The 14,977-nt window shown below is 70.7% G+C and carries 16 protein-coding genes; 5 read left to right on the top strand and 11 right to left on the bottom strand.

Features of this window, described 5'->3' with window-relative positions; genetic code table 11:
- Position 1: 1 nt before the first annotated feature.
- From ACN27J_RS00815 to ACN27J_RS00805, 3 genes are all read right to left on the bottom strand, one after another.
- Positions 2-1,180, bottom strand: a complete 1,179-nt coding sequence (locus tag ACN27J_RS00815; RefSeq protein WP_421362337.1) for a substrate-binding domain-containing protein — start codon at positions 1,178-1,180, stop codon at positions 2-4.
- Between the two features lie 185 nt (positions 1,181-1,365).
- On the bottom strand, positions 1,366-2,400 hold the full coding sequence (locus ACN27J_RS00810; protein ID WP_421362334.1) for an ABC transporter permease: 1,035 nt from the start codon (positions 2,398-2,400) through the stop codon (positions 1,366-1,368).
- Entirely contained in the window at positions 2,397-3,785 is a 1,389-nt protein-coding gene (locus ACN27J_RS00805; protein WP_421362331.1) for an amidohydrolase family protein, read from the bottom strand. Before ACN27J_RS00805 ends, ACN27J_RS00810 begins: the two co-directional genes overlap by 4 nt.
- A gap of 224 nt (positions 3,786-4,009) precedes the next feature.
- On the opposite strand from ACN27J_RS00805, the gene ACN27J_RS00800 reads away from it, so the two are divergent.
- Positions 4,010-4,630 carry a helix-turn-helix domain-containing protein gene (locus ACN27J_RS00800; RefSeq protein ID WP_421362328.1) on the top strand — a complete coding sequence of 207 codons (621 nt, stop codon included), beginning with the start codon at positions 4,010-4,012 and terminating at the stop codon, positions 4,628-4,630.
- A gap of 21 nt (positions 4,631-4,651) precedes the next feature.
- Here ACN27J_RS00800 and ACN27J_RS00795 read toward each other — a convergent pair whose 3' ends face one another.
- The 3 genes from ACN27J_RS00795 to ACN27J_RS00785 all read right to left on the bottom strand — a co-directional run bounded on the left by ACN27J_RS00795 (position 4,652) and on the right by ACN27J_RS00785 (position 7,451).
- Complete coding sequence (locus ACN27J_RS00795) at positions 4,652-5,932, bottom strand: glycosyltransferase (RefSeq protein ID WP_421362325.1); 1,281 nt, start codon at positions 5,930-5,932, stop codon at positions 4,652-4,654.
- Positions 5,929-6,390 carry a GbsR/MarR family transcriptional regulator gene (locus ACN27J_RS00790; protein WP_421362322.1) on the bottom strand — a complete coding sequence of 154 codons (462 nt, stop codon included), beginning with the start codon at positions 6,388-6,390 and terminating at the stop codon, positions 5,929-5,931. The genes ACN27J_RS00795 and ACN27J_RS00790 overlap by 4 nt, the downstream gene beginning before the upstream one ends.
- Before the next feature lie 143 nt (positions 6,391-6,533).
- Positions 6,534-7,451 (bottom strand): SDR family NAD(P)-dependent oxidoreductase, encoded by a 918-nt coding sequence (locus tag ACN27J_RS00785; protein WP_421362320.1) that lies wholly within the window; start codon positions 7,449-7,451, stop codon positions 6,534-6,536.
- Between the two features lie 87 nt (positions 7,452-7,538).
- Here ACN27J_RS00785 and ACN27J_RS00780 point away from each other — a divergent pair, with 87 nt between their 5' ends.
- A complete protein-coding gene (locus ACN27J_RS00780; RefSeq protein WP_421362317.1) occupies positions 7,539-8,114 on the top strand; it encodes a TetR/AcrR family transcriptional regulator in 576 nt (191 codons plus the stop codon).
- Positions 8,115-8,124: 10 nt separating this feature from the next.
- Here the strand turns inward: ACN27J_RS00780 and ACN27J_RS00775 are convergent, their stop codons facing one another.
- Complete coding sequence (locus tag ACN27J_RS00775; protein WP_421362314.1) at positions 8,125-9,606, bottom strand: AAA family ATPase; 1,482 nt, start codon at positions 9,604-9,606, stop codon at positions 8,125-8,127.
- 95 nt (positions 9,607-9,701) lie between these two features.
- Between ACN27J_RS00775 and ACN27J_RS00770 the strand changes: the two genes are divergently transcribed.
- Complete coding sequence (locus ACN27J_RS00770; protein ID WP_421362311.1) at positions 9,702-9,875, top strand: hypothetical protein; 174 nt, start codon at positions 9,702-9,704, stop codon at positions 9,873-9,875.
- A 34-nt stretch (positions 9,876-9,909) separates the two neighbouring features.
- Here ACN27J_RS00770 and ACN27J_RS00765 read toward each other — a convergent pair whose 3' ends face one another.
- A complete protein-coding gene (locus ACN27J_RS00765) occupies positions 9,910-11,085 on the bottom strand; it encodes a helix-turn-helix domain-containing protein (RefSeq protein ID WP_421362308.1) in 1,176 nt (391 codons plus the stop codon).
- Positions 11,082-11,351, bottom strand: coding sequence for a flavin reductase (locus ACN27J_RS00760; protein ID WP_421362305.1), 270 nt, complete (start codon positions 11,349-11,351; stop codon positions 11,082-11,084). The genes ACN27J_RS00765 and ACN27J_RS00760 overlap by 4 nt, the downstream gene beginning before the upstream one ends.
- 421 nt (positions 11,352-11,772) lie before the next feature.
- On the opposite strand from ACN27J_RS00760, the gene ACN27J_RS00755 reads away from it, so the two are divergent.
- Both ACN27J_RS00755 and ACN27J_RS00750 read left to right on the top strand, forming a co-directional pair.
- A complete protein-coding gene (locus ACN27J_RS00755) occupies positions 11,773-13,131 on the top strand; it encodes a hypothetical protein (RefSeq protein ID WP_421372067.1) in 1,359 nt (452 codons plus the stop codon).
- Positions 13,128-13,691 carry a flavoprotein gene (locus ACN27J_RS00750; protein WP_421362303.1) on the top strand — a complete coding sequence of 188 codons (564 nt, stop codon included), beginning with the start codon at positions 13,128-13,130 and terminating at the stop codon, positions 13,689-13,691. Before ACN27J_RS00755 ends, ACN27J_RS00750 begins: the two co-directional genes overlap by 4 nt.
- A 155-nt stretch (positions 13,692-13,846) precedes the next feature.
- Here ACN27J_RS00750 and ACN27J_RS00745 read toward each other — a convergent pair whose 3' ends face one another.
- Both ACN27J_RS00745 and ACN27J_RS00740 read right to left on the bottom strand, forming a co-directional pair.
- On the bottom strand, positions 13,847-14,239 hold the full coding sequence (locus tag ACN27J_RS00745; RefSeq protein ID WP_421362300.1) for a hypothetical protein: 393 nt from the start codon (positions 14,237-14,239) through the stop codon (positions 13,847-13,849).
- Positions 14,240-14,252: 13 nt separating this feature from the next.
- A complete protein-coding gene (locus ACN27J_RS00740) occupies positions 14,253-14,969 on the bottom strand; it encodes a DUF624 domain-containing protein (protein ID WP_421362297.1) in 717 nt (238 codons plus the stop codon).
- Positions 14,970-14,977: the final 8 nt, after the last annotated feature.

Below are 14,977 nucleotides of genomic sequence, written 5' to 3'. Positions count from 1 at the left end.
GTCAGCCCTCGAACAACGCGGCGAGGTCGTCGGCGGACAGCTGCGACGAGGGTGAGGCGCCCGGCGGCAGCGCCGGCTGGCAGGCGTCGGCGGGGGTGACCGCGCCGTCGGCGGCTCCGGTGGAGTCCTCGTAGAGGCTGAGCTGGATCAGCGACGGCTCCGGGTTGTCCAGGCCGTTGATCTGCGCGAGCGCCTTGCGCAGCCCGACCCGGCCGATCCAGGTACGGGCCGACACGGTGGCCAGTTCGAAGGCCGGGTTGTCGGCCTTGGCGTCGTCGAACAGGCAGCTCAGTTCGTTGTCGTCGGTGGTGGCGATCGGCACCAGCGGCCGGCCGGCGCTCTGGAACGCCCGGATGGCGCCCATCGTGGCGGTGCCGTAGTCGCTGATCACGCCGTCGATCTGCGGGTACCTGGCGAGCAGCCCGGCCATCGCCTGCTGGGTCATGGCCGGGTCCCAGTTGGTGGTGACCGGTTCCGGGGTCAGTACGTTGATCTGCGGGGCGGTGGCGAAGACCTCGTTGATGCCTTCGAGTTCCTGCTGGCTGACCGCGTTGCCGGCCGGGCCGCCGAGCAGGACGACGTTGCCGCCCTCGGCGCCGAGCCGGTCGACCATCCACTGTGCCCACAGCACGCCGTCGTGCCGGGTGTCCCAGTCGACGTAGTCGAAGTAGTCGGTGCCGGGCGTACCGGTGGGGTCGGCGGCGATCGGGACGACGACCACACCGGCGGCGTGGGCGGCCTGGATCGCCGGCAGATGCGACGCGCCCGGTCCGGCGGACGGGACGACGAGCAGGATGTCGACGCCCTTGGCGGTCATGCCGGTGATCGCCGACAGGGTGGCCTGCAGGTCGCCGCGGCCGGCGGCGTACTCGACGCCCTCGATCGCCGGGCACTTCTGTGCCTCGTCCTCGACCTCGGCGCGCAGGATCCGCGACCACGAGTTGGTGCCGAAGCCGTCGACCAGGCCGACGGTGACCGGTTCGTCGCCGCAGACCTCGCTCATGTCGATCAGGTCGGACAGCGGGCCGGTGTTGCCGATGGCGACGGCGCCGCCGTCGGTGCCGGTGTCCTCGTTCGGGGCGGCGGTCGATGAGCAGGCGGTGACGGTGAGGCAGGCGGTGGCGAACAGGGTGACGGCTGCGGACCGCCGGTGGCGGCGCAGGTTGGTTGTTCGGGTCATCGGATTCTCCTGACTTGGTGATGGATCAGGATCATGAAATAGAGTGAAAATTCATCTGAATATGGCCGCAGTGGGCCAGCCGGCGGAGGTCTCCGCCGACGGGGTCGGTTCGTCAAGGGCTGGTCTTGTCCGTTGGTCCGGTCGCGTTCTCCGGTCCGGGCGTGCTGTCCGTTGGTCCGGTCTGGCTATCCGCTGGTACGTCTGATCGCCCGTTGGCGCAGTCGCGCCGCGAGGCTGAGTTGAACCACCACGCCCACGCCGATGATCACGGCCTGGACGATGTTCTGGATCGCGGCGGTCTGGCTGTACGTCTGCACCAGCTGGTTGAGCTGGCCGAGGAACAGTGCGCCCAGGGCGGTGCCGACGAGGCTGCCCCGGCCGCCGGTGAGTGCGGTGCCGCCGAGCACGACGGCGGCCACCGACGGCAGCAGGTAGCTGTCCCCCGCGCTGAGCGTGGTGGTGCGCAGGAAGCCGGCGAGCAGCACCCCGGTGGCCCCGGCGAGCAGCCCGGACAGCAGGTAGGCGGCGACCGTGTAGCGCCGGGTGTTGATGCCGGCCGCGTGTGCGGCCCGCCGGTTCGCGCCGACCAGCTCGAACCGGCGGCCGACCACGGTGGTCTTGAGGACGAGTTGGGCGACGACGACCAGCGCCACCGCCAGGTAGAGCAGGTTGGGCAGGCCGAGGGTACGGCCCACCGCGAAGCCGGCGAACGACTCGGTGACCTGGGCGCTGTAGCCGCCGGACAGGTACTGCACGAAGCCGAGCAGTACCGCGTTCATCGCGAGGGTGACGACCAGGGCGGGCAGCCCCAGGTAGGTCACCACAAGCCCGCTGGCCAGTCCGGCGACCGCCGCGACGAGCAGCGCCAGCCCGATCGCCGGCGCGAGCCCGAGAGCGTCCGCGCCGCCGTAGCGGGCGACGACGAGCGCGCCGAGGGCGATGCCACCGGCCACCGACAGGTCAAGGCCGGCCTGCTGCACGACCAGGGTCTGGCCGAGCGAGACCACCATGGTCAGCGCGGCGAACGGCAGCATGGCCAGCAGCGCCGTGCTGCCGACACTGGCCGGCGAGATGATCGCGCTGGCGGCGAAGAGCACCACGACCGCGGCCAGGGCGCGGCTGGCGGGCCAGCCGGCGAGTTGCACCCGCAGCGGGTCGGCCAGCCGCACGGCCGGTGTCGTCGGTGTCGGCGGTGCGCCCGCCACGGTCTGGGTGCTCATGCCAGCAGCAGCTTCGGGTCTGGCTGCCAGCCGCCGCCGATCGCCGCGCCGTCGAGCGAGGAGATGACGTGGTCGCGGGAGGCTTCGGCGAGGTCCCGCAGCCGGTCTAGGTCCACCCCGACGAGCTTGCCGTCGCGCTTGACGAACCGGCCGGCCACCAGCACGTCGCGGACCATTCCGGGGTGGGCGGCGTAGACGATGGAGGCGACCGGGTTGTTCATCGGCATCGTGGCGAGTGAGTCGCCGGCCAGGATGACGATGTCCGCCGCCTTGCCGACCTCCAGCGAGCCGGTGACCGCGTCCAGCCCGTTGGCCCGCGCGCCCTCGATGGTGGCGAAGCGCAGCACGTCGGCGCAGGACAGCCGGACCCGCTCGGGGGCCTCGCCGGCCGCGACCGCCGCGCTGTTGTCGGTGGCCCGCTGCACGGCGAGGGCGGTACGCATGGTGGTGAACATGTCGCCGCCGATGGAGCTGCACACGTCGACCGACAGCGACGGCCGTACGCCGAGGTCGAGTAGCCGTCCGGTGGCCGGCCAGCCGTGCCCCATCTGCATCTCCACGTCGGGGGCGATCGACGCGGTGCCGCCGGTGTCGGCGATCAGCCGCAGCTCGTCGTCGGCGAGCGTGTTGCAGTGCACGTAGGTGACCTGGTCGCTGAGCAGGCCCTCGCCGTTCATCTGGTGAATCGGCTTGATCTTGCCCCAGTGTCCGTCACCGACGTGCACCGACACCCGCAGGTCGAGTTCGCGGGCGAGCTGGAAGTCGCCCTTGGTGACCTCCAGGGTGCTGAACTGCGGTCCGCGCAGCGCCAGCCCCATGGTGACCAGGCCGGTGTTGTCGGCGAACCGGCCGGCGCGCAGCCGACGTACGTCGGCCTCGGGGTGCGGCACCGGTGAGGGCATCTCCCCGCCCCACTGCTGCGCGCCCCCGCCGTGGGCGAACACCGCGCGGAGTCCGGCGTCGGTGAGGGCGTCGACGGCGGCGTCGGCGTGGTCGGGGGTGAACAGGTTGTGTGACCAGTCGAGCAGGGTGGTGATGCCGGCGTCGAGCGCTTCCAGCGCGCCGATCAGCGTTCCGGCGTAGGTGTCCTCGGGCCGGAAGTAGCGGCTCAGCCCGACGTGCAGGCCGACCAGGTACTGGTCCAGGGTCCAGTCCGAGGCGATGTTGCGGACCACCGCCTGCCAGGTGTGCCGGTGGGTGTCGACCAGACCGGGCATGACGATGCGCCCGGACACGTCCACCCGCTGCGCGTCACCGGCGGGCAGGTCACGGCCGATCGCTGTGATCACGCCGTTGTCGATCAGTACGTCCGCCGGCCAGAGCACCTCGTCTGACCCGGCGCACGTGACAACTATTCCTCCCGCGAGCAGGACGTTGCCTGTCATCGGTGCCGTCCCTTCGTCGAACCATGTGAACGTCTTGAAACTCAGGTGACTCGTCCAGGAAATGTGTCTGCCCAGGATGAGACGCACACCACGCCGGTGTCAAGCCTCAGTCAACACTTCGTTCAACAACACTCACCGAAACCCGGCATCAGCTAGCCGACACCGGGCGTGATCGGGTAGATTCACAGAGATCGACTGATTGGGCTGTTTGGGGTGGCTTGACATTGTCTGAGGCGGAAGACCTGGGTGGGCGGATCCGCGCCGCCCGCCAGGCACGCGGTATGTCGCTGCGGGCGCTGGCCAAGAAGGTCGGCGTCTCCGCGAGCATGCTCTCACTGGTGGAGACCGGCCGGTCCCGCTCCTCGGTGAGCACGCTGTACGCGATCGTCGAAGCCCTCGACATGTCGATGGTCGACCTGTTCGACACCCCGCCGTCGCCGAACGGCTCCGCACCGGTCCCCGCCGCCACCATCGAGGCCCGGCTGGACACCGAGGTGGCAATCGTGCGTCGCGACCAGGGTCGACGGATCGAGATGGACAGCGGCGTCGTCTGGGAGCAGCTCGGCCCGGCGACCGGGTCCGGCACCGAGTTTCTGCGGGTCACCTACCCGCCCGGTGCGAAGTCCAGTGTGTCCGGCCGGTTCCAGCGGCACACCGGCCACGAGCATGCCTACATCATGGCCGGTGAGCTGACCTGCCAGGTCGGCTTCCAGGAGGTCGTGCTCGGCACCGGGGACAGCATGGTGTTCGACTCGTCCCGCCCGCACCTGCTGGAGAACCGCAGCGACCGGGACGTGCACGCGATCTGGTTCATCGTGCGCCCCAAGCCCGACTCGGGACCATGAACGTCGGCGACCTGAGAGCGGTCACGCCACGGCCGCTTCGATCCGCGCGACCGCGCTCGCGACGCCGTCCTCGGCCGTGATGCGCCGCCCCAACCCGGCCGCCGCGTCCCGGACGTCGGCGTCGGTGGTGACCTGGCGGATCGCGGCGGCGAGCCGCTGTGCGGTGAGTGTGGACTGCGGCACCGGGGCGCTACCCGCGCCGAGCGCGGCGACCCGCCGACCCCAGAAGAACTGGTCCAGGATGAACGGGCAGATCACCGACGGTCGGCCGGCGCGCAGCGCCGCGGCGGTGGTGCCGGCCCCGCCGTGGTGCACCACGGCGGACACCCGGGGAAACAACCAGTCGTGCGGCGCCTGGGTGATGGGCAGGACGGTGTCCGGCAGGTCCGCCGCGTCCAGTCCGCCCCAGCCGGTGGCGACGATGCCGCGTACGCCGGCCAGGCGCAACGCTTCGCCGACGGCGCGGGTGAGGCGCTGCGGGTCGCGCCCGGCCATGCTGCCGAAGCCGACGTACACGGGCGGTTCGCGGGCGTCGAGGAAGTCGACCAGCTCGGCCGGCGGCTGCCAACCGGTGGCGCCGTCGAGGAACCAGTATCCGGTGAGCTGGGCGTGGCCGGGCCAGTCGGCGGGGCGGGGCAGGACGTGGCCGCTGATCGCGTGCAGCACCGGGATCGGCCGCCCGTCGGGCAGCCGGGTTGCCAGGGCCGCGCCGCTGGTCCTGGCCAGCCCCAACGTCTCCTGCCGGAAGGTGTTGACCATGCCGTCGTACATCCGGTAGCCGGCACCGGCGAGACGGTAGGTGAGCCGGTTGTACGGGCGGCCGAGCGGCAACGCGGGCATGCCGATCATCGGGAAGTCGCCGGTCGCCACGGACATCGGTACGGGCACCGCCTGCACTGCCGGCACGCCGAGTTTCTCGGCGACGTGCGGGCCGGCCAGCGCCTTGGGGTGGTAGACGATCACGTCCGGGTCGGCCTGGCGGGCCGCCTGCCAGACGTCGGCCAGCAGCCCCCGGTTGATCGGGTTCGCCTGCCGGGCCAGCCTGATGTTGGTCCTGATCGAGCCGAGAAGCCCGGTGGTGTCCTCCATCGCGGCGCGGCCCGCCGCCGAGTCGAGCAGTTGCAGGATCTCGTCGCCGAGGTGGCCGTACGTCAGTCCGTGGTCGGTGACGAAGGACCGGAACCTGGCGCAGGTGGCCAGGGTGACGTCGTGGCCGGCCGCCCGCAGCCCGGTGCCGAGCGCCAGGTACGGCTGGACGTCGCCGCGAGACCCGACGGTGACCACCAGGACCCGCACCGTCACACGTCCCGTTTGGTCTGCCGCCGGAACTCCTCCATCAGCGCGGGCGTCCGTTCGATCATGAACGTGTAGAAGTCGCGGGTGTGCCGGAGCCGGTCCGCCTCCGGAGCGTCCGCGTCGCCGACGAGATCGATGCCGCGCTGCATCAGGTCGATGAAGGTGCGCATCTTGTCGGTGGGGTCGATCGCCCGGGCGAAGGCGTCCGGGTGCATCTCGTACGCGTGGCCCCGGCCGCTGGTCGGCACCCGACGCACCATGCCGGACTGCTCCAGCGCCCGCATCCCGGCCGAGACGGAGGCCTTGGACAGCCCGACCGCCTGGCACAGTTGCGCGGTGGTCTGGCCCGGCGGGTCGCAGATCAGCAGCCAGCCGAGCAGCTTGCCGAACGCCGGGGTGGTGCCCATCTGAGCGAGGGCGACACCGACCTCTTCGGCGTACCGCCGCCCGGCGTCCGGGTCCACGCACATCTCCTTCGCCGCCGAAAACGCCCCACCATGAGGAACGCCACCATCGAAGAACGCCAGTATCACGAACGTTCAGGACTTCCCGAACGTCAACGGTAACACGGCTGCTGGTGACGCGATCCGCAGCGGCCCCACTCAGCTCAGCGGCGGGCGAGCGCCTGGTCGATCAGTTGCTCGCTGTCGACCCAGAGCTGCTGGGCCCGAGCGACGTCGTACGACTCGGGTGAGGACGGGGCGATCTTCGGACCCTCCAGGTAGGCGCCGGTGGTGCCGTCGAACCGGGCGTCGCTGACCAGGTCGGCCAGGTGCCGGGCGGAGGCCCGGGAGCTGCGCGCGCCGGGCAGCAGCGCGCTGATCAGTGGTGCGGCCATCCGGTAGCCGGCCCGGGCGAGCGCCGGGTAGTCGCGGGACAGGCTGGTGTCGGGCATCAGCCCCGGGTCGTACGCGTTGACGCTGATCGGCCGTCCGTCCAGTCGGCGGGCGAGCTCGTAGACGAAGTAGATGTTCGCCAGCTTCGAGGTGGAGTAGCGGACCCGACCCGCCGTCGAGGTCGGGTCGGCATCCGGCGGCGGGTCGGCGAGCTCGCGGGCGCTCGTCCAGCGCGGCTCCGGAAAGCCCATGCCCTTCTCCCGCCAGTGGGTGCCGCTGCTGACGATCGCGATCCGGGCCCCGGCGGGCAGGTCGTCCAGCAGCCCGGTGACGAGCAGGTGGTGACCGAGGTGGTTGGTGGCGAAGGTCAGCTCGTAGCCGTCGGCGGACCGGCGTACCCCGTCGATGACCTGGATGCCGGCGTTGCCGACGATGGCGTGCAGCGGCGGACGCTGCCCGGGCTGGCGCAGTGCTCCGGCCGCGTCGGCCACCGATTTCAGGTCGGCCAGGTCGATCCGGAGCAGTTCGAGGCTCGCTGCGGGTGTCCGGCGACGGATCTGCCGGGCCGCTGCCTCTCCCCGGCTCTCTGACCGGTGGCCGAGCACGACGTGCCAGCCCTGGGCGGCGAGCCGCGCGGCGACGCGCAGCCCGAGGCCGGTGGTGGCCCCGGTGATGACGACGGTTCTCATCGGTGTGCACCCTTCGACAGGTTGACGTTGTCAACCTGACTCTACGTCGTCCAGGTTGACAACGTCAACCTGATCTAGGATCGGGCAATGAGCACCCGGGACGACCTGGTCGCAGCGGCGACCGCACTGCTCGACGAGGGCGGCCCGGAGCGGGTCACCCTGCGGGAGGTCGGCCGTCGTGCCGGTGTGTCGCACAACGCGCCGTACAAGCACTTCACCGACAAGCAGGCCCTGTTGGAGGCCGTCGCCATCCAGGAGTTCGACCGGCTCGAACGGGTCATGACAGCGACACCGACGCCACGGGCCGAGGCCGCCGCGCTGCTGCGGCGCGTCATGCTCGACTACGTACGCTGGGCGCAGCGGCACCCGCGTCGGTTCGCGCTGGTCTACGGGTGGTCGATGAACGCCTCCGCAGACCTGCACGAGCGGGCCGGTGCCACCTGGCGGCGACTCGTCGAGCTGACCGCCGAAGCCCAGGCAGCCGGGGCCCTGCCCGCCGGCGACCCGCAACGGGCCGCCGCGCTGGTCCGCGCGCTGGCGCACGGCGCCGCCGACCTGTCCATCACCGGCCACCTGGCGGCCGACGGAAAGGGCCGGGCCAGCGCCGAGGACCTGGTCGAGGACCTGCTCCGGGTGCTGCGTCAGGCCGGCCGGTCGAGCTGACGTCGTTCGCTCAGGATAGGTCCGCCGCGTACAAGCGGTCCAGGTCGACGAGCTGGACGCCGGGGTCCGTGGCCGCCACGGTGCGAAGGTCGTCGGCGAAGCCGCCGCTGAACAGCAGCAGCCGGCACCGGTCGGCCCGGACGCTGTCGCGGCCACGCAACAGGCTACGGATGTGCGCCAGGCGTTGCAGGTGGCCGGTGCCGACGGTCTCCTGCCACTTGGCCTCGCCGATCGCGAGGAGCTCCTCGCTGCCCTGCTCGTCGCGACCGAAGACCGCCACGTCCACCTCGCGCTGAGTGCGGGCGGCGGGGTCGTTGACGACACCGGCCGCGACCCGGGTCGGAAAGCCGCCGAGAACGTCCGGATCGGCTTCCCAGCGGGTCCATTCGCGGCAGATCGTTTCGAAGTGCGGGCCGACGACCTTGCTCAGGAACGTGCGCTGCAGCCGAGGCCAGACCTGCCGCGACCGACCCACACGCTCCAGATCGCCCCAGGCCGGGCGCATCACGGCGTGGTAGAAGACGAGCAGTGGCTCAGCGATCCGGTAGACGCCCCGGTTGCTCTTGAACGCATCCTCCTCCCGCACGACCAGACCGACGTCCTCCAGCACACCCAGCGGATGGGCCAGGTCGGACGTCTGCCGACCCAGGAAGTTGGCGATCTCCCCACGCCGGGTACGACCGTCCGCGATCGCCGCCAGCACCGAGTGGTACAAAGCGGGGTCGCGGATGTCCGGCTCCTCCGCCAACAGGTAGCGGGCCTCCCGGAACAGCGGGCGGGCCGGGTTCAACACGGCCCGCACCACCCAGTCGTCGAAATCGTCCGGCCCGGCCGGTGAGTCGTCCTGCGTGAACTCGTGCCGGTAGGCGGGGGTGCCGCCGACGATCGCGTTGACCAGCAGGGCGGTGCGTGGGTCGGCGATCCCCCAGAACCGGGCCGCTGCCCGGTAGTCGAGCGTGCGGACCACCAACTCCAGGCCGGCCCGTCCGCGCAGCGGCGCGGTGCCGGCCAGCAGGCCGCCCATGAACGACAGCGCCGAACCGCACAACAGCAGCCGCACCTGGGTGTTCGACCGCTGTCCCGCCGGGTCGAGCGCCCGCTGGATGATCGAGGGAAGTGCCGGACTGACGCGGGCCAGGAACGGAAACTCGTCGATCACCACCGGCAGTGGTCTGGCAGGGGCGAGTGTCATCGTCCGGGTGACTGCCTCGTCCCAGTTCGCAAACCGCAGCGGCGTCGCCTCACCCAGATAGCCGCCGAGCGCCTCACCGTACTGGCGCAACGCGTCAGCCTCGGACGACTCCGTGGCGGTGAACATGAACCCGCCAGCTACCCGTACCAGCGCGTCGAGCAGGAACGTCTTGCCCTGACGGCGACGACCGGAGACCACTCCCAGCGTCGCCCCGCCCTGCGGCAGTCGCGCGAACCGGACCAACTCGTCCCACTCGACGTCACGGTCGAAAATCTCCGCCGGCTTCTCCACCCGCACCACCCCGCCACGCTAGTGTAAGCGTAGTTACTATAACTATACTTACACCTTGCCGGCCCGAGATTGCCTACCCCTCGACCCAGCTGACAGGAGAGGTAATGACCGAGTTCCACGACTGGGACGACGTCCGCAGCGAACTACACGACGGGGACGACGCCGCGCTGGCGACGGAACGCGCGCGTACCGAGGCATGGATCAGCGCCTTCCACCTCACCGAGGAACGCGGTGACACTGCCCGGCCGGCGCCGACGAGGGAACCTGCATTGTCGTAAAACTGGCGGGTTGAGGGTCATACAGGTTCCCTCGTCACGAAACGCCGGTCGTCAGCCCGAGCGCCGTCGCCAGCCGGGCGACGCCGGCCATGTCCGGCCCGCACCGGGCGATCTCCGCCACGACCGTACGGGCGGAGGGCCGGCAGCGGATCTCAGCCGGTGCGACGCGGTCCGCCTCGACGAGCCACCGTCCCGCCGCTGGGAAGTCGCCGACGTCGAGGTGTGCCCGCGCGGCGTCTATCAGGTACGCCGCCCGATGCTCCGCCGGCAGCCCGCGCCACGTCTGCCGCCCGGCGGCTGCCTCGTGTCGGCGTACCGCCTGCCGGGCGTCGCCCGACTCCACGGCCGCCACGACGTGCGCCAGCTCGACGGCCGCCGGGCCGAAGCTCGCCGTACGATAGTCCAGCCCGTCGCCGATGCGGCCAGCGACGTCAGCGGCCCGGCCGAGCAGCTCGTCGACGCTGTGGGTCTCGCCGCAGCCGGCAGCGGCCAACCCGGCCTGCAGCAGCAACGTCCCGTACACCGTGCCGCGCTCGACAGACGCCGCCGCGATGCGGTCGGCGGCGGCGACCGTCGTCGTCATCGCCAACCGGTCCTGGCCCAACCCACGCAGCGCCTGCCCGAGCGGCACCGCCGCCGACCCGGCCAGCACCGGATCACCGCCAGCCACGGCAAGCGCCCGATCGGCCGCCAACCAGGCCAACTCCGGCTCACCCACCTTGACCAGCACGAGCGCGATAATCCGGTACGCCCGCACCAACAACTCCGCCCCAGGCCCAGGACGGGTGGCGTGCAGCCGCCGAGCGGCGTCCAGCAACTCCGGCACCGTCCGCAGCAGCCGGGGATAATCCCCATGCTGGTACGTCGACCAGGCATGCTCCACCCGCTGCGTGACCTCGTGTTCCCCTGCCGGTCCGCTGTCGACGGCGGTGAACACCTCGTAGCTGGCCAGCGCCGCTCGGACCGCCGCCACCCCGTCGACCGCCCCACCGGCCTCCGCTGGCCGGTCCGGGCCGACCAACTCCGCCGGGTCGACCCGCAGCACCTCGGCGACCTGCCGGATCAGCGAAAACCGGTCCAACGTCCGGACACCACGCTCCACCTTCTCCACCCAGCTCTTCGACCGACCGACCCGGTCGGCGAGCACCTGCTGGGTCATCCGCCGCCGTACCCGCCACAGCGCGATCCGACGCCCGACGGCCACGCTCATCGCCTGCCACCCGCGTCGATCCAGGTCCACGACACGAAGCGTTCGTACAACTCGGCCGGGTCGGTGATCCCGGCCTCCTCGGCGGCGGTCGTCAGCAGGTCGCCGACGTCGATCGACAGCGCCAGCGGCTCACCGACGTACGCCTCCGCCAACTGCGTCCGGCCCGGCGGACACGGCCACGGCGTACCCTCCGGACAGACCGCACAACACCACGACGGACGCACCGGCTCATGCACCGGCCCACCGCCGGCCCGGGGCTTCTTCACCGCAGGTAATGCCGGCCGGCGTTACCACCCCGTCGCTCCGCACGATCCGTCCGCGTCGCAGGCCGACGATCCGGCGGCGGCACCGTCCGATCGACGAACCGCCGCCGCCCCGGCACCGGATACACCACATCCACCGGTACATCCGCACGCTGAAACCACTTCCCGAACACGGTCCCCCCTCAACGAGTGTTGGAAGGGCGGCGACCCGAGGTGGCTCTCCACGTCAACCCCGGGCCGCCGCCCGGCACCCGCCGCCGCAGCTCAAAGGCGTGCACGGCGGCGGGGCCACATGTCCAGGTTGGCCGGTTGAACCCTCAGCGGAAATGTCCGCACGGTGCACTGACGGTGCACGTCCGTGAACCTACGTACGGTTACGATCAGCGGCACGCACCTGAGCTTTGCCCGTCGAAAGGACGTGCAGATGACGACCGTGAGTGCCTGGACCGGTTGGGAAGCGAACGCGCTACGCAAGGCACTACGAATGAGTGTGACCGACTTCGCCGAGCATCTCGGGGCAGCGCGACGTACCGTGGCGAAGTGGAGCAGTCGAGGCCGTGACATCCAGTTGCGTGCCGAGATGCAGGCGGCGCTGGACACCGTCCTGGCCCAAGCGTCGGCGGAGGCTCGTCAGCGTTTCGCACAGCTCTGCGATGCGAGCACCAGCGGTGCACCCACGGGTCAGTCAGCTGCCCTCGTCGCACTCCACGCCGGTTGTCTGGCTCATACTGACGGCGGAGGCAATCCCGATCTTGACCAGGATGAGAACGTGCGGCGCAGAGATTTTCTGACCGATACGGCTGTCAAAGGCGCCGCCGCGATCCCGACCGTGGCGCACCTGCTCGACGTGCTGTTGTCTCCCGGCCGTGATGCTGCCGGACCTGGTTCGCCCATCTCCGTGCAGGACCTCGCCGCCCAGGTCGCTCAGGTCAAGGGTGACTACCAGGCATGCCGCTACGGGCGCACCCTCGACCGGCTCGTAACCCTCCTCCCAGCCTTCACCGCAGCGAGATCGCAGCAGGCCAGCGAGCGTTCCGTACTCGATGCACTCGCCGCCGACCTCTACCACGTCGTCGGTAGCGTGCTGCTGAAGCACGGCGACACCTCGATGGCGCTTGTGGCAGCCGAGCGCAGCACCCGATACGGACTCGACAGCGGCGATCCTCTCGCTATCGGCACCAGTGCACGGATAATGACCCACGCGCTGATGAGCAACGGCCACACCCGACAAGCTGTCACCTTCGCGCAGATATCCGCCACTACCGTCAGTGACGTCACCGGGCTCGGCTCCAAACACGCCCTCGCCGTCTACGGCGCGCTCCTGCTCCGTGGCTCGATCGCCGCTGCAAGGATCGAAGACCGCGACGTTGCCGCCACCATGCTGGACGAGGCGACTCAGGCCGCCAACCGGCTGGGGCACGACGGCAACGACCGGTGGACCGGCTTCGGCCCTACCAACGTGCTGCAGCACCGGGTCAACGTTGCCCTCGCCCTCGGCGACGCCGGCACCGCCATCACCTACGCTCGCCAGGTACAGATCGACAAGATCATCCTCAAGGAACGCAAAGCAGCCTTGTTCGTCGACGTCGCACAGGCGTACGCCCAGTGGGGACGTCATGAGCAGGGACTGTCAGCGCTACGGACCGCCTTCGGGATCGCGCCGGAGGAGATCTGTGCCCGCCCGGCGGTGCACCGCATCGTCGAGAACCTCGCCGCTCTGTCACGCGGGCACCTACGAAGCCACGTCACCGAGTTCGCCGCCAATGCAGGGATTCGGCTGTGACCTCAGGGCACCTCCGGATTGTTGTGTGCGGTGCTGGGCCCGCCGCCGATGTTCTCCGACTCGTTGAAGCGGCACAGGAGCAGTCGTGGGCGACGACGGTCGTCGCAACCACCAGTGCACTCGACTTCATCGACGCCTCCGCCGTCACCGGGCTGACCGGCAACCCCGTACGCAGCTCATACCAGACTTCAGACGTCGGCGGTCGGCGGACCTTGCCACCGGTGGACGCGGTGATCATCGCACCCGCGACGTACAACACAGTCAACAAGCTCGCCTGCGGCGTCGCCGACACCTACCCGCTCACCTCAACCGCCGAACTGATCGGACGCGGTGTCCCCACCGTCGTCGTGCCGTTCGTCAACGCCGCGCTGGCCGCCCGTGCCCCGTACCAACGCTCCATCGCCGACCTGCGGGCCGAAGGCGTCCGGGTCATCTCCGGCCCGAACGACGACTGGACACCACACCCACCAGGCACCGGCACCGACCGGCAAGCCGCGTTTCCGTGGAGGAAGGCGTTTCGGCTCGCCGTCGAGCCGGACCAGCATCGTGCTCGCCCGTAGCGAAACTCGGCAGTGACGAGGAGACATGTGACTCGTCATGCACTTGCCGGGAGCACCTGTATGACCAAACAGGTGCTGTCGTCAGTGCAGGCGATCTCCGAGCCGGCGGAAGGCGTCCTCGATCGCCACGCGGTCCAGCAGCGGATCATCGGCGCTCACGCGACGTTCAATTCTTGCGGCGATACGTAGACTCCGCGACGGCGGAACGCCGCCGGGGCGTGCACCACCGCGTCGACCCGCGCGGCCCGGGTGTTGAACGGGAACCAGAACCGGCGCAGTGATCGTGCCTCGGCCCATGCCGGTGCCCCGCGACCATCCTTGGTCGCCAGGTGTTCCGTCAACGCGGCCAGGAACACGTCCCAGCGCTCATCGCCGGTGACAGCCGGCTCCTGCTCCAGCAGAGCAGTCCGATTCTCCGCTGGCTCCGACCGGTACTCCTCAAGGAACTCCGCCACCAACCGCCACCGTCGCTGCTCGTCAGCGCCGACGAGCAGCGCGCCCAGCCCCGCCACCGTCAGCGACTCGTAGCTCTCATCGTTACTCCGCACGCCCTCGACGCTATTACCCGCGAGGCGGTTCAAAGGGCAGGGCGGGGGACAGTGCGACGCGGCTGTTAACCCAGACGACCAGCAGCGCGCAGCCGGGCAGCGTCGCCAACGCCAGCAGCGGGGCCTGGTTGACCGACAGCAGGGCGGCCAGCAGCACGACCAGGCTGAGCAGGCTCAGCGGCGCCCGGCGTACCGCCGACCAGGCCGCGGCCCGGACCGCCGCGCGCACGCCCAGGCCCGGGGCCAGCTCGACCAGGGCCAGCAGCAGCACCGTCGTGGCCAGGACCACGACGGCGGTGACGACCAGCAGTGGTACGAGCACCGCCGGCCAGCCGGCGTCGTGCAGCCAGACGATGTCGGTCACCAGGACCGCGATCAGCGCTGTCGCCGCCGCCCAGCGCCGCGTCGCTGCGGCGAAGTTCCGCCGGTACGCGCGGAAGTACTCGCGTACCGGTGCCCGGTCGTCGTCCTCGGCCTGCCGCAGGTGACCGAACGCGGCGGCGACCGCCGGCCCGACGCTGACCGACAGCAGCCCGAAGAAGACCGGGTAGCGCCACGGCTGGGCGACGACGGCGAGCGCGACCAGCAGCGGCAGGTTGGCCACGGCCAGCCCGAGGTTGACCACCAGCACCCGGTGCACCAGTGACCAGATCGTCGACCAGGTGTCCGCGCCGACGTTGACCCGCGCGGTCAGCGACGGCCGCAGTGGCTGCCGGGCCGGTTGACGCATGCCGGCCG

The organism is Solwaraspora sp. WMMB762 (assembly GCF_049179115.1).
Lineage (GTDB): Bacteria > Actinomycetota > Actinomycetes > Mycobacteriales > Micromonosporaceae > Micromonospora_E.
This window is presented reverse-complemented; position numbering and strand designations above follow the sequence as displayed.